The following is a 14,697-nucleotide window of genomic DNA, read 5'->3' on the forward strand; positions in this document are numbered from 1 at the left end:
GAGTATTAAACAAAATGACCTCTGTAGTACTACGGAGGTCATTTTGTTTAGATTATTGCCATATGCATCGTTATGCCTTTGTTTATATAATCGGAGGTAGCTTTTAACTTTTTAACTTAACTACTCAGTGTTTTTGTAATATATATCCAAGCCGGAGCAGCTATGATAAAACCAACCACACTAACAGCTAGGGCAGATGTAGCCTCTCTAGTATAAACATTATATTTTCCTGAAATGATAACACCAGAGAATGCTGGTGGTAAAGCTACTCCTAAAACTAGCATTTGTAAAACCGTGCTATCTAGTTTGCATGCTAATCCTACAATTAAGAAAATACCAGGCATTATAATTAGTTTAAACACCGTATTATAAGCAGTTTCCCAATTAAGTTCAAATTGGTAAGCGGCCAAGGTAAGTCCTGAGGCAAAAACTGCAACACTGGAGTTTGCTTGAGCAAGTAATTGGAAAGTTGGATCTATCTGTGAAGGTACTTTGATTCCAATAAGGACAAACAAAACAGCAAGCATAGGAGCCCATACAACAGGTTGTTTTAAAGATGCAATCAGTGCACTTGAGTGATCACTACCTTGATTTGAACTAGAACCATTAGCTGAATTCAAAAGGTATAACCCAAGTGGAATAATAACCGCATTGGCTACAATGGCAATTATAGCAATTACTAAACCTGTTTCGATGCCTGTACCATAGATTGGATCAAGAACAGCATAGCCAAGAAAACCAATTGTAGGTGACCCAGCTACAAGACCACATACTGCACCCTGTGCTTTAGTGCGTTTGAAAAACCATTGTATAGTGTAGTAAGATACCATAAATAGAGCTACTAAACCTACAAGAGATATAATACTTAAAGTAGCATTTTGAAATAACATTTCTCTATCAGCGCGTACTATCGAAACAAATAGTGCAGCTGGTAAGGCATAATTTAAAACTAGTTTATTAAAAACTTGGGATTGTCCTTGTTGAAACACATTTTTCTTACCACTGACATATCCTATAAGCATTATTGCTATAATTGGTATAAGATCATTAAAAAGGATCTTAGACATCAAATCTTCCATACGTATTTTGTTGTTTGTTTAAATAGATTTTATTTGATTAATAAGACTCTAAAATAGTTAATACTATGCTAATATTAAAATATATCACTCATAGTTATGTTGTGTAAATGGAATTTTATAGATGTTAATACCTATTTTTGAAATTGGAAACCCTTGTAGAAGTCTTGGTTTGAATAAAAATATAACTTAAAAAAGACTATACAGGTATTTAGCAAAAGGTAGGCTAAAAAAGGAGTTTTTGGGTAAGCAATTACTTATTATCTATAGAGAACTTCAAAGAATCTAGCTGATTGTTTAGACTATTTTCTGTTTTATATTTAGGGTTTATTGCTTTTAGCTTTGAGTTATATACAAGAAAAGCAGTAACCTTTCAATTACTGCTTGAATATCTTAGTTCTTACTATTTAGAATATATTTTATTAGAGTCTATTTTCGAGTACTTATTCGATACTGTTTAAATCTGAAAACTATTTTGCTGATTTCTTAATCATTTAAAAGACATCAGCAGAAAGGCTTATAAGTTAAGTTGCCTCTGTGTTAACCATTGTAATATTTCAACTTTTCTAGTCCTATTTCAGATCTTGATTTATTGACATTTTTTTCATTACTAAATTTGTAATAGATTCTTTTATTGTTGTTATTGTAATCTATATCAAAGATTGTCCCATACTTTTGTGGTTTGTTGTCTTGTTTTTGTATCAAATCATATATTTGGGCAAAATACTGGCAATTAACTTCACCTTCTATACATAGTTGTTTTAATTTTTTTAGATGTTTCTTAGATTCTTTTAAAAACACTTCGTTTTCTTCTAAGATAGCTAGGATAGAGGTAGATGCAGAGCCTACTTGACTTATTTTTGGCCATCCATTGTTGTTGATAAAGTCAAAGAGTAGTTTAATATTACTGTCATCTTTTCTATATAGGGCTATCATTCTATAGATCTGTGCACTTGACCTTACCTCCTTACAAGCAAGATGTTTATTAATTACGCTTTGTTCATATACAGCCCATCTTTTATCTTCTTTAATTCTAATAAATTCTACATCGGTTAGAGTTTGAACTGAAATTTGCTCATTTATATTTTGATCTAAATAGGAAAAACAACTATCTACTTGTTGTGCTAAGGCAAGAACTTTAGCATAATTATACTTATTTCCCCAGTCCCAGAATCCATTTTCCTTTTGTTTTAGATAATAGCTAATAGCCTGGTCATATTCTCCTTGCTCTCTTAAGGCTACACCGGATTCAGCCTTGCCTTGTCCAAATGAAATAGAGAATAGTAAAATAAAAATTATGGATAAGTATGTTTTCATAGTAAGGGTTTCTTGGCTTAATGGAGCAATGGAAATGAATAGTCAAATGTTTTTCTTTTAAACAAAAGACTATTATTGCATAAACTTAGGAAAAAAGGCTATATAGTTGACTTCTATTTTAGCGTATCAAACATCCATTGTACTTCTTTTTGATTTTCAGAAGGAATTACTGTAAAAACATAACTGTCAGAATCAATATCGAGAATTTCTAAAGAGAAACCTATTGGCTTTAATTCTTTTTCATTTATTAGTTCAATGATTTCAAAAGTTTGATTATTCTGGTAACTTAAATCTTCTGAAAGTTTAAAGTTATAGCCTTTAGCTTTTATTATTTTATTTAAAACGAAGCGAATTTCATGCTCATCTTCTTTCCAATCCACTTCTGCCATCTGATCATTGTCTTTTAATGTGTCTACTAAAACAAATTTTGGAGTTAATGAATCATCTTCACAGAAGGTAAGTCCACGTTCAGATAAAATAAATTCGTCATCCTCATCATAAAATGATTTTGGATTTTTAAATGCTTGTTGAATTTTGATCTTTAATTCGTTTTTTAAAGATTCTGAAGTTACAATAGTGTCAATTAGTTTTTGGTAAAACTCAACATTGATTTTGCTTTCTACAGGAGTTGATTTATCATTCAAAGTAGTTTCACTTTTTGAAGTTTTTGCTATTCCGAAAAATTTTGAAAAGATTCCCATCTGATTTTTTTTATAAGTTATTGGTCATAGTATTTCTGCTAACCTGCCTTTGATTTGTAAAGGAGTGGTGAATGGAAGCCAATAGTCTCCATTTAGCGGAACAGTTAGCAAAAGCAATTAACCGAATAAATTTAAGAAAAAAGTTAATAGAACTGGCTTTTATGGAATAAAACTTATTAACTCCAAATTTTGGACTTAAATAGTTTTGCACCAAATCTATGTTAGGCATAGTTGTTTTTTTTCTCCATGCATGGGTTAGTTGAACCTCGAAGTTCTTTTTTAGGACCTGTTTTAGTTATCTTGATTAAATTCTTTAACTGAAAAAAATTAATAGTCGAGGTATGGCTTAAGCCAATAAACATGATTTAACAAACAAACAATTTTACATCTAATAATGTAGGGTTGGATTTTTATGTCTTTTATTTAAGTAAATTAGTTGTGACATGAGGCTAATGTGCGTTTAGGTAAAATTGAAATTTCTATCTTCAATTTTACATTCCTACGCCAGCCCCCTAAACGTTACTGACAAGGCAAAAACATTACAAATGAAGAAACATATAGTTTTAATAATCATTATCGGATTTTTCGCTTATTCCTGTACTAATGAGAATAAGTCCGATACTAACACACTTATAGAAAATACAAAAATACTTAATAAATTAAAAAAGCGAGCCGCTGTAAATCTAGATAGTACTACATGGGATCAATCCCTTTTTAAACAAGATATCGAAAATTATAATGAAGATTCGGATTTCTTTGGAAAATACCCGCTGAATAATTACCCTTTTCCGGTTGCTGACTACAATTATACCGTTTATTCAAATCCTTTTACTATTCAAAAAGGTTCTTCTATTTTAAAAGGGATTCAAATTGGAGAACATAAATCCTACTTTAGCAACACGGTTAATACGAAACTCACACTTATTGTTTTGACCAATGACAACAAAGCTAAACTCAATACTTTTGTGAGTTCACGAAATTATCCATACCTCACAGCTGAAGGAAACGTTGAATTAACACAACAAAATTATCCATGGGTTTTTCAAGCCACACCTGATGGATTCTCGAGTTTGTTTTTTAGTATGAAATTATTTGATTTGCGTTTTGGCGAAACAATCATCATCTATCCTAAAGAAGACAACTCTTTTCTTTATGAGCAAATTGAAGAATCTCCCAACCACTATTCAAAGTTTGAAGATTACATTGAAAAAATAAAAGGCAGGTCATTTAAATACGTTAATTAGTAAAATTACAAATAACCAGTTTTACATAGAATAAGTGTAGAGTTAGTTTTTTTTGATTTTTATTTAGGTAAATTAGCAGTTGTTTAACAGCTTAATAGACGGCTTTCTTTGCTTATTTAATAGAATAATCAACAAACGGTTAAGCTATTTATTAGGATAGAAAGAATACATCATATAATTAAAAAATGGTAGATAGAAAAGTAGAATATTCAAAGCAAAAAGAGCTCGAAGAGCGTTTAAAAAAACTTCCTAGGCAAAGATACAAGGTTATAACTGCAATTGTGGCTGGAATAGTGTCTCCGTTTCTATTTCCTTTTATACCTAAAAGAAGTGGAAGTCCATCAGGGAGGACTTATGAAGATGAAGTGATATTCTATTTTGCGATCTTTGCTATTCTTATACCTGTCTCTATTTATTTCCATCTAAAGAAAGTTAACGAAGATATCTGCGAAGTTAAACGACAGCTTCGGGAATTAAAAAGGAAAGAGCAGTAAGAGATTAGGATGATCTTTACAAGGATATACTCACCAACAATAAACACTAATATTCGATTTTAAAAAATGGATTAAGAAAATACTATTACAAATTCAAATCAAACTATAAATACGCCTTCGCCTATTTATTGCTCAAAAGTAGTAAGGGGATTTTCTTTGTTTTTCTTGTAACGATAATGTTGCGAATTCAGTTTCATCACTATGCTAATCTTGAATACTTTTATAGTTTCTACAAATTGTACTTTGTGGAAAAACTAGTCTATAGAAATTTCTAAAGTAAAGATAGTAAGCAAATTTCCACTACCAACTATTTTAAAAAATTTCAGAGAGAATTTCGATTATTTATTAGCTGTTTGTTTAGATGTAATTACATTGATTTACCTAAGCAAAAGATATAAAAAAACCCAATTTTACATTTTTGGGTGTAAAATTGGGTTTTAGTGCTTTAACTGATTAAGTATCAGTTTATATTGCGGAGAAAGAGGGATTCGAACCCCCGGACCTGTTACAGTCAATAGTTTTCAAGACTACCGCAATCGACCACTCTGCCATTTCTCCAAGGTTATTCCTTTGGTCTAACTGAGTGCAAATATAGTAGCAAATACTGGGCTTTGCAAGGTTTTGAGTGTAAAAATAAATAATTATCTACGTCTTTTTTATAAGTGCTTTAGTATGTGTTTATTAATGGTGCGTATTTTTACTAATTATTTTTTAGTATTTACCTACTGTACCGTTTTAAAGGTAGCTACAGACAAATTTTCTGCAGATAAGCATATAGTAAAGAGCCTTAATAACTATAATTCTGCATGTGTTTTAGTAGATATTCGCGCTATGTTTTAAAACTCCAATAGAATTTTGTTTTAATAGGAGTAAGGCTTGTTTACTGTTTTGGGTTTATTATATAAGTTAAGTTAACCACTTTTACACTCCAGAGTCTAAGGGATTGTTTTGCTAATAGGCTGTCATATTTTTCTTGGATTATTAAAGTGTCTGTAAAGGAGCGTACAAAATTTGCCCAATTATTATTTCTAGAATCCTTTACTAGGAAGTAAAACCCAGGATCACCATATCTTTTACCTGAACAGTCTAAGATTAACTCTTTATTTTGTCCTACACTTGGTTTAAGAAGTACAGTTGCATTTCCCATTGGTAGGGGAAATACTGCTTTGACACAGGTCTTTTTGCTAGGCAATATGCAAGTTGTATAGATTCCGGAATAAATAACTTGGCCACTATTTACATTTTTTCTTAGCCAAATAGTATATTTAATTTCTTTGGTTTTTAAGTCTATTAATTGAATGATTTCGCTACTTAGTTTTTCTTGATCATTATTTTGTAATGGAATATTAAGTTGATCAATTCTTTTACTGAAAAGGCGATTAACTATTAAACCGAAAAATCTAAAAAAAGGATTCCATTTAACTTCTAATGAAATATCAAATTTGGAGGTTTGTTCATAAAAATCAATTACTTTTTTAGATAAATTTTCTAACTGTTCTTGCTTTAAGTTCAATTGCTTAATTGTGCTAAACAGACCTAAGGAGGTTACATTTCTATTAATGGATAATTGTTCTTTCTTTGCTAATTGGTGGATAAATTCTTCCCCTATGCCATTTAATTCTCCAAAAGGACCATTTAGCCAGTTGTCTTGTAATGCATTGTATCTACGACCAGTGGAAATAACCCATTGTTGTGTAAGTAAATCTTGGAGGTTTTGTAAGCGGTAGGCTAAATTCATAATTAGATTGTTATCTTGGGTAGGTAATCTTTTTTATCTTTCCATACCCCGTGTTCTGAAATAGGTAAAAATCGAAGCGTAGTAAATTCAAAATGGAAATCTTTTCGATCTCTCTCTTTCATTGCCTTTGCATGGTCTTTAGGTTTATCTACTTTGGAATGTCCATGAACCATTTGTAACATTTCTTTTTGTGAATTCCAGATCGAAAAAGTGGAGATTAGGTTAGGATAACGTATAGATGCTAAAGACAAAGTAGTAGCATAATGATCACGTACTAGTTTTTCTACAGGTCTGCCCCAACGCAAAAATCTAGGTATTTCTCTATATTTCATCCTAGCTAGAGTAATGGCAACCACAGGTTGATTATCCGTAGTTGTTTCCATAGTTGTTTGTGGAATAACAAAGTTTGAAATTGCACCCCATTGTCTAATAAATTTTAGTTTTATATACCAAGATTCGGATAGTTTTTTACCAAATGCATGAGATTGTAGGAAGTTAGTGAACGAAGTTTCATCTTGCCATTGGGCAAACACGACAAGATTTGTTGAAAATAATCTTGTTGCAGAAAATATACTGGATCCTAGCTGCATAGCAGTCATAGTTTGTGAATGAATTAGTCCATCTATTTTTGATTTGTTTAATGGAAAAAAGACATTTTTTAAAGCCCCCAAAAAGGGTAGCTTTATTAAGTGGTAAGTAAATAAATAGGGATTGTTGCTTTGCTCCATTAGATATAGGTAGGTTCTTATATATTACACAACTTAGTATAGGCAACAAACAAGCTAAGGGATGTTTTTTAAGTTCTACTTAAGAAGTGTATTTTGAATAAACTACTACTAATATAGCTTGTTTTTTCTAAGTTATGGACACAAGAGTTTCTTTTTATTTGCCTATTAATACTAAACTAACGTAGACCTATAAAACAAAACCCTACTAGGGACAATTTTTCCTAATAGGGTTTTGTTATGCATGTGTTATACCACCTTTTCTATTTTAATAAGATATCCTTTAAATCTTGGTAATTGCTAATTGGTGTGGCAATTTTTGGGTTTTCGTATAATTTCTGAAGCTCTAGGGGCATTTCTACCTCTAAGTTTAAACATTCATTAATTACATTGTCAAACTTAATTGGATGTGCTGTTTGTAAAAAGACTCCATGATAGTTTTTATTAGATTCTTGAAACTTTTCTAGACCTAAAAAAGCAACAGCAGAATGGGGGTCTATTATTTGACCTGTTTTTTGATAGTGTTCTTTTATCTTTTGTTTTGTTTGTAGGTCACTAAAACTATAAGCACTTACAGAGTTTTTCACCTCTATGTCTTGTTTTTCAAATAATTCCATTACTCTAACCCAGTTACTTGGGTCACTAACATCCATGGCATTGGAAATAGTTGGCTGTGTAGGGTTAGGTTTATACTGCCCATGTTCTAAATAACGAGTAATTGTGTTATTGGCATTTGTGCTAGCTACAAAGTGATCTATAGGTAAGCCCATTTTTTTAGCTAATAACCCAGCGCATATATTTCCGAAATTTCCACTAGGAACACTAACCACTAAGGGTTTGTTTACCTGTTTTAACTCCTTATACATAATAAAGTAATAAAACATTTGACTAAGCCATCTAGATATATTAATAGAGTTAGCTGAAGTTAAATTTAGATCCTGAAACTCAGGATCTAAAAAAGCCTTTTTAACCATAGCCTGACATAAATCAAAATCTCCGTCTACCTCTAGGGCTGTAATATTATGCCCTAGTGTTGTCAATTGTTTTTCTTGTAAGTCACTTACTTTTGCTTTTGGGTATAAAATAATTACCTCTACACCTTTTTGTTTATAGAACCCATGAGCAATTGCTCCACCTGTATCTCCTGAAGTGGCCACTAAAACGCGTATTTTCCCCTTGGAGTCTTTCACAAAATGCTTTAAACATCTAGACATAAATCCAGCGCCAACATCTTTAAAGGCTAGGGTAGGACCATGAAATAACTCTAGTGTATGACACTTTGGATCCACTGGTTTTACAGGCAATGGAAAGCTTAATGTTTGTGCGACGATTTGCTCAAGGGTATCTTTGTCAATGTCTTTTCCTACAAAAGGTTGTATTACCTTTAAGGCTATCTGCTCATTGGAGTATTTATCAATATTATCAATAAAGTCTTTATCCAAAGAAGGTATGCTTTGTGGAAAGAAAAGTCCTTTATCTTTAGCAAGTCCCAAAAGGGCTGCCTCTTTAAAGCTTGCTTGAATATCTGGATTGTTTAGGCTATAGTATTTCATGGTAATTCTTTTATTCCTTGTTGGTTAATAGGGGAGAGGTGTAAATTAAAATCTAGTTGTTTTTCACGGGCAATGTTTTGCATGGACTCGGCTACTTTTTGGGCTGTTTCTTGTGACTTACACAGGGCATATATAGATGGACCTGCTCCAGATATACCTGCTCCTAAAGCGCCGTTTTCAAGGGCTTTTTCTTTAATTAAGTCATAAAAAGGGATAAGCATAGAGCGTTTGTGCTCCACAAATTCATCTTTTAATGAGCTTTTTATTAACTCGTAATCCTTTGTGTATAATCCTGCTACAAACCCCGCTAGATTACCACACTGTATAGTTGCTTTTTTCAAAGAAACTTGCTGATGTATAACAGCTCTGGAGTCCTTTGTTTTTAGTTCTATCAAAGGGTGTAATACCACAAGGAATAAATCCTCTGGGCTAGGGATACTTATTACTTTTAGAGGGTCATAACTTTGGATTAAAGTAAAATTTCCAAGTAAAGCCGGAGATACATTATCGGCATGTTCAGCTCCACTTGCTAAAGCCTCTCCCTTCATAGCAAAGGCAATTAAGTCTTGTTTTTCTAAAGGATAACCACATAGAGCATTTAAAGCATAGACCGCTCCGGCGGCTGAAGCAGCGCTTGAGCCAATACCACTACCTGGCTTTATGTTTTTCTCTATTGTAATCTCTATTCCAAAATCAGGTTGTAAATGTTCCATTAAAGCTATTGCTGCCACTGATGCTACATTACTTTGAGGATCAAGAGGTAAGTTAGCCCCAATAATCTCTTTAATAACCACTTTTTTCTCTGCAATTTTTTTCACGTGCATTACATCTGCAACATTATCCAAACATGTTCCTAATACATCAAAACCACACGATAAATTGGCCACAGTTGCGGGGCATAATATTTTTATTTGTTCCATCTCTACACTAATTTATTTCCAATTCTTATTACATCTGCAAACAATCCTGATGCAGTTACTTCTTTTCCTGCTCCAGCACCTTTTATAATTAAAGGCTCTGGGTTATACCTATTTGTGGACAATAGAATAATATTGTCTTTCCCCTGTAGATTGTAATAAGGTTCATGGATTGTTACTTGTTCTAGTTTTATTACTGCTTTTTGCTCTTCAAAAGTGGCCACTACTTTTAAACGTGCATTATTTTGCTGGGCTTTTAAGTAGAGGTCTTTAAAGTAAGGCTCCTCTTGTTCTAAAGCTTGCATGAATTCTTCTACGCTTTTAGTATGTAAGCAACTCTGTGGTAAAAAACTTTCAATTGCTATATCCTGTTGTTCTATACTATAATTGGCCTCCCTTATTAAAATCATTATTTTTCTTTGGATATCCACTCCGCTTAAATCCAAAAATGGATTTGGCTCTGTGTAGCCGTTATCTTTTGCCTTTTGTACTACTTTGGCAAAAGACTCTGTTGCATTATACTCATTGAAGATAAAGTTCAAACTTCCACTTAACACTGCTTGAATTTTTAGTACTTTGTCTCCAGAGGCAATCAGGTTTTTAATAGTATCTATAATAGGTAATCCTGCGCCAACGTTTGTTTCATATAAAAAAGGAGCATTGTGTTTTTTAGACAGAGCTTTTAGTTCTTTATAATAAGCCATATCTAAGGAGTTAGCTATTTTGTTACATGTAACAATAGCAATGCTGTTTTTTAAAAATTGCGGATAGCTAAGGGCAACTTCTTGATTGGCTGTATTATCGACAAATACACTATTTCTAAGATTAAGGGATTTAATTCGCTCGATAAATAGGTTCTGATCCATTTTTTGGTCATCTGAAAATGGATTTTGGATGTTTTCTATGTTGAATCCATCTACATTAAAAGCCATTTTCCTAGAGTTTGCTAAACCTATGATGCGAACATTTATTTTGAAATTCTCTAATAAATAATTTTGCTGTTTTAGAATTTGTTCAATAAAGTCCTGCCCTACATTTCCAACACCCATCACAAATAAATTCAGCTGCACGCTAGCTTGCTCAAAGAATTCTTCATGTAATATGTTTAAAGATTGAAAGACATCTTTTTGATCAATTACCACTGAAATATTATTTTGAGAAGCTCCTTGAGCAATAGCGCATATATTAATGTTGTTACGCCCTAAAGCACTAAACATTCTACCAGCTACCCCTGTGTTTTCTTTAATTTGGTTTCCTACTATTGCAACAATAGATTTGTCTTTCTCTATGCGTACTGGTTTTACCTTTTTCTCTTTAATTTCTGTAGCAAATTCTACATTAATTAGAGCTTGAGCTTTTAGGGCATGTTTTTGTAAAATAGCAAAACATATCGAGTGTTCTGAAGAGGCTTGAGTGATAAAAATCACGTTGATATCTGCTTTACTTAATTGCTCAAATAAGCGCTTGGAAATACCAGCTACTCCAACCATTCCTGGTCCCTCTAGAGTCAAAAGTGCTAAGTTGTCAATATTGGAAATCCCACTTATTTCATTGCTATTTAAAGACTTATCGTGGCTAACGATACTTGCTTTACCATAAGGGTCAAATGTGTTTTTTACCAGTAAAGGAATATTCTTATGTAAAAGAGGTATTAACGCGCTAGGGTATAAGACTTTGGCTCCAAAGTGAGATAACTCCATGGCTTGGTCAAAGCTAATGTGTGGTAAGATAGAGGCTTGTTTTACCATTGCCGGATTAGCAGTATAAATACCATTTACATCTGTGTATATCTCTACATTTTCTACCATAAGAGCGCTACCTAAGATAGTTGCTGTATAATCTGAACCTCCTCTTCCTAAAGTAGTTACCTGGTTTTCATGAGATTTAGCGCAGAAACCTGGCATTAAGTAAATAGCATGGGAATGAGAGGAGAAAAATCTTAGAATAAGTGCATTTGATTTCTCAAAATCTACTTTAGCATTGGAGTATTTTGCATCTGTTTTGATTAAATCTCCACTATCTAAACAGATACTATCTTTATCTAATCCAACCAATACTTGGTTGATTAAGTAAGCGCTTAGGTTTTCCCCATAGGATAAAACTAGATCTTCTATTCTAGGAGATAACTCTTGCAAGAGAAAACATCCTTGAAGAATAGCCTCTAGTTTATTTAACTCACATAAGATGTGACTCATAACACTAGGTTGAAGATTAACGGGAATTAATTCTTTAACTATTTCTAGGTGTTTTTGAGTAATATTTTGTAAGTCTTGTAGGTAAGAATTATCCTTATTACTAGCTTTTATACTGGCTATTTGTAATAAATCTGTTACCCCTTTTAGTGCGGAAACCACTACAACTACTGGCTTATCTATTTGTAAAATAATGTCTATACAACGTTTTATATTTTTTGCATTGGCTACCGAAGAGCCACCAAACTTTATAACTTTCATGATGATTTTTGTTAAATGAGTATAAGAAAAGATGTAACCCGCTCACATTCAGTATGTAAGAGATTAATAATGCAGGCGTATAGGTATACGACCACATAATATGGCTATATGTAAAAAAATCCCCCTACTACGGGGTGGTGGTAGTTGTGGTTGACAATGTAGTTGTCAAAGAAAAGGTGGTTACAAAAAGAGTTGTAACATTATAGAAATAAGTAGCCGCATCACTGTTAGAAGTGATGTTCATAAATGGGTTATATGAATAATTATTGGCTCTCATTGCGCTGCGAAGATAGAAACTAATTTTTTGATTCAACAACTAATTTTGATTTTTTTTTGCAACTAATTTTGATTGTGATTGTTTTTTAGTATGTAATGTGTTGGAAAGCATTTGGTTGGTCCTTTAGGTTAAGTTTTTAAGAAGTCTTTAGTATTAGACTCCTCTAAGATTCTTTTTATTGGAGGGTAAAACTGCTTAAAAGTAGGGAGGATGAATTTATAAAAGAATTTAATATGTATTTTTTTGTTAAAATTTAATTTTATTTAAGTATATTTGGTTATTGTTTTTAAAATAAAATGTTAAGATAGGTTAAGTTTGTTTTAATTAAGGAATCAGGTAATAGATCTGTTTGTTTAGATAAACTATCATATAAAGAATATTATGCGAAAAAAAAATCTTGTTTGGCTTTTTCTACTAAGCGCTATTTTGGTCTTCGGTCAGTCTGGAATCAATATCTCTAATGTAAATCCCTTAGCAGCCCTTCATATAGATGCATTGTTAGGTGACCAAGGTGTATTAATTCCACGGTTAACTACTTCTGAAAGAGATAGTATTGTGATTGATGAACAAACTGAAGATGGTTTGACCATTTTTAATACGGATGAGGGCTGTATTAATTTTTGGAGTAAGACTACTAAAAGTTGGAAAAGCGTATGTGGGGAATTGGGTTTTAGTGAATTTACTATTTTGGAACCCCTTGTTGTATTTGGTTTATATAAATCCAAAATATCTGTAGACGAAAGTCATTTTGTGCAATTTAAGGTTAAAGTAGACAAACCTGGTTCCTATGAACTTATAGCTACTAGTGAGAATGATAATGGATATTCTTATTTAATTGAAGGAGACTTTCCTACTACTGGTATATTTAATATTCAAATGCCAGCACAAGGAACTCCCATAAATCCAACTACTGTAAATAATCTTGATAAGTTTACCATTTTTATCAATGGCAAAGCCAATAATGGGGGAGCTCCAGCTGCTAAATTTGAAGTAGAAGTAGTTGATTCTAGTAAGAAGCCTGCCTATAAAATACTTTGCTCATCGGCTAGTGTCCATGGGCTATATTATTATAACGTCCCTGTAAATTCATCCAATTATATTGAAGTATCCCTAGAGGTGGATAGCTCTATTAATAATGTATTAGGAGCCACTTATGAGTTTACTTCTGATACAATAGATGGTCTTAGTTTTTATGGAACAGGGCGAATAACAGCTAATACAATGAGAGTTAGGTTATATGCAAGTGGTACTCCAACCAGTTCTGCTAATAAAATTATCACTCTTAAAAGCAATAGTGAGACTTCTAATACTACTTGTAGAGTTGAGGTTTTAATGACTATCCCCAAGAAAACAATGCTTAGTATTGGTTCTTCTGCTAATGGATATGGTTATAATTTTGCCGGTACAGCAGCCAGTAATAGACTAGTGACAAGTCAAATCAATTATGGTAACCTTCCTGATAGTAAGGTTGCCTTTGAAGGATGGGAGGCAATTATCAATGGAGGCAATGATCCAAGTGTAGCAAGTTTAAGAAATTGGTTAAATGGAGCCAGACCTGTAGATATTGTAGTTATTGGTTATTCATGGACTATGCGAGAGGAGCATGCTATTTTACTTGCTGAATACTTAAAAAAAGGTGGAGTTATACTTGCTTTTACAGAGGCTAATACAGGGTCAAGTTGGTTATTAAAACATGTTTTTGGGCAAAATAATATTGGAGTAGTAAATGGTTCAAGGTCCGGAGCTACTTATTCTATTAGTGGATTAAGTGATCCCGTTCTTTTGGGGCCATTTGCTGACATACGCGAAAAACATTGGGGAGAAGACGCCTCTACTTCTAATATTGCTGTTGGGATAGATCCAACTCAGATCTATATTTATTCCAATCAATATGATACTCAAAGAGATGAAGGGCAAAATAATAACTTTAAACGAGGAGCCACTGCCTTTAGACATCGTACTTTGAATTTCATTTGGGTAGGAGATGGAGGATTTAACTCTCATTCACAAGGAAATACATCTAACACTATTACCCCATTTGTTTTGAAAAGTGATGGTTCTCCAGATGTAAAGAATAATTATGGTCACGCTAGTAGTAGTAGACGGGTGAGTGTTTATAATGCCTATTTTACGGCCAATGCTATGGCTTGGGCATTAAGACAAACCGAAGTTAATGGTATAAATAAGGGGAAACTGTAAAAA

The 14,697-nt window shown here is 32.7% G+C and carries 12 protein-coding genes and 1 tRNA gene; 4 read left to right on the top strand and 9 right to left on the bottom strand.

Annotation, left to right across the window (positions count from 1 at the left end; all coding sequences use genetic code 11):
• Positions 1 to 116 precede the first annotated feature (116 nt).
• The 3 genes from yfdV to ACYSNM_RS09950 all read right to left on the bottom strand — a co-directional run bounded on the left by yfdV (position 117) and on the right by ACYSNM_RS09950 (position 3,094).
• Entirely contained in the window at positions 117 to 1,079 is a 963-nt protein-coding gene (yfdV, locus tag ACYSNM_RS09940) for a transporter YfdV (RefSeq protein WP_461756757.1), read from the bottom strand.
• A gap of 537 nt (positions 1,080 to 1,616) precedes the next feature.
• Entirely contained in the window at positions 1,617 to 2,393 is a 777-nt protein-coding gene (locus tag ACYSNM_RS09945; protein WP_461756758.1) for a hypothetical protein, read from the bottom strand.
• A 113-nt stretch (positions 2,394 to 2,506) separates the two neighbouring features.
• Positions 2,507 to 3,094: a DUF6630 family protein gene (locus ACYSNM_RS09950; protein ID WP_461756759.1), complete on the bottom strand. Its 588-nt coding sequence runs from the start codon at positions 3,092 to 3,094 to the stop codon at positions 2,507 to 2,509.
• A 545-nt stretch (positions 3,095 to 3,639) separates the two neighbouring features.
• On the opposite strand from ACYSNM_RS09950, the gene ACYSNM_RS09955 reads away from it, so the two are divergent.
• Both ACYSNM_RS09955 and ACYSNM_RS09960 read left to right on the top strand, forming a co-directional pair.
• Positions 3,640 to 4,338, top strand: a complete 699-nt coding sequence (locus ACYSNM_RS09955; RefSeq protein WP_461756760.1) for a hypothetical protein — start codon at positions 3,640 to 3,642, stop codon at positions 4,336 to 4,338.
• Positions 4,339 to 4,523: 185 nt separating this feature from the next.
• On the top strand, positions 4,524 to 4,832 hold the full coding sequence (locus ACYSNM_RS09960; protein ID WP_461756761.1) for a hypothetical protein: 309 nt from the start codon (positions 4,524 to 4,526) through the stop codon (positions 4,830 to 4,832).
• Positions 4,833 to 5,305: 473 nt separating this feature from the next.
• Here the strand turns inward: ACYSNM_RS09960 and ACYSNM_RS09965 are convergent.
• A tRNA-Ser gene (locus tag ACYSNM_RS09965) sits at positions 5,306 to 5,390 on the bottom strand.
• Between the two features lie 114 nt (positions 5,391 to 5,504).
• Here ACYSNM_RS09965 and ACYSNM_RS09970 point away from each other — a divergent pair.
• A complete protein-coding gene (locus ACYSNM_RS09970) occupies positions 5,505 to 5,672 on the top strand; it encodes a hypothetical protein (RefSeq protein WP_461756762.1) in 168 nt (55 codons plus the stop codon).
• A gap of 40 nt (positions 5,673 to 5,712) precedes the next feature.
• Here the strand turns inward: ACYSNM_RS09970 and ACYSNM_RS09975 are convergent, their stop codons facing one another.
• From ACYSNM_RS09975 to thrA, 5 genes are all read right to left on the bottom strand, one after another.
• The gene (locus tag ACYSNM_RS09975; RefSeq protein WP_461756763.1) at positions 5,713 to 6,570 is read right to left on the bottom strand and encodes a hypothetical protein; all 858 of its coding nucleotides are present in this window, start codon (positions 6,568 to 6,570) and stop codon (positions 5,713 to 5,715) included.
• Between the two features lie 2 nt (positions 6,571 to 6,572).
• Entirely contained in the window at positions 6,573 to 7,160 is a 588-nt protein-coding gene (locus ACYSNM_RS09980) for a hypothetical protein (protein WP_461756764.1), read from the bottom strand.
• 398 nt (positions 7,161 to 7,558) lie between these two features.
• The gene (thrC, locus tag ACYSNM_RS09985; protein ID WP_461756765.1) at positions 7,559 to 8,848 is read right to left on the bottom strand and encodes a threonine synthase; all 1,290 of its coding nucleotides are present in this window, start codon (positions 8,846 to 8,848) and stop codon (positions 7,559 to 7,561) included.
• On the bottom strand, positions 8,845 to 9,768 hold the full coding sequence (locus tag ACYSNM_RS09990) for a homoserine kinase (RefSeq protein ID WP_461756766.1): 924 nt from the start codon (positions 9,766 to 9,768) through the stop codon (positions 8,845 to 8,847). Before ACYSNM_RS09990 ends, thrC begins: the two co-directional genes overlap by 4 nt.
• Before the next feature lie 2 nt (positions 9,769 to 9,770).
• Entirely contained in the window at positions 9,771 to 12,218 is a 2,448-nt protein-coding gene (gene thrA / locus ACYSNM_RS09995) for a bifunctional aspartate kinase/homoserine dehydrogenase I (RefSeq protein WP_461756767.1), read from the bottom strand.
• Positions 12,219 to 12,876: 658 nt separating this feature from the next.
• On the opposite strand from thrA, the gene ACYSNM_RS10000 reads away from it, so the two are divergent.
• Entirely contained in the window at positions 12,877 to 14,694 is a 1,818-nt protein-coding gene (locus ACYSNM_RS10000) for a hypothetical protein (protein WP_461756768.1), read from the top strand.
• The last annotated feature ends 3 nt before the right edge of the window (positions 14,695 to 14,697 follow it).

It is taken from the genome of Myroides sp. LJL116 (assembly GCF_054871685.1).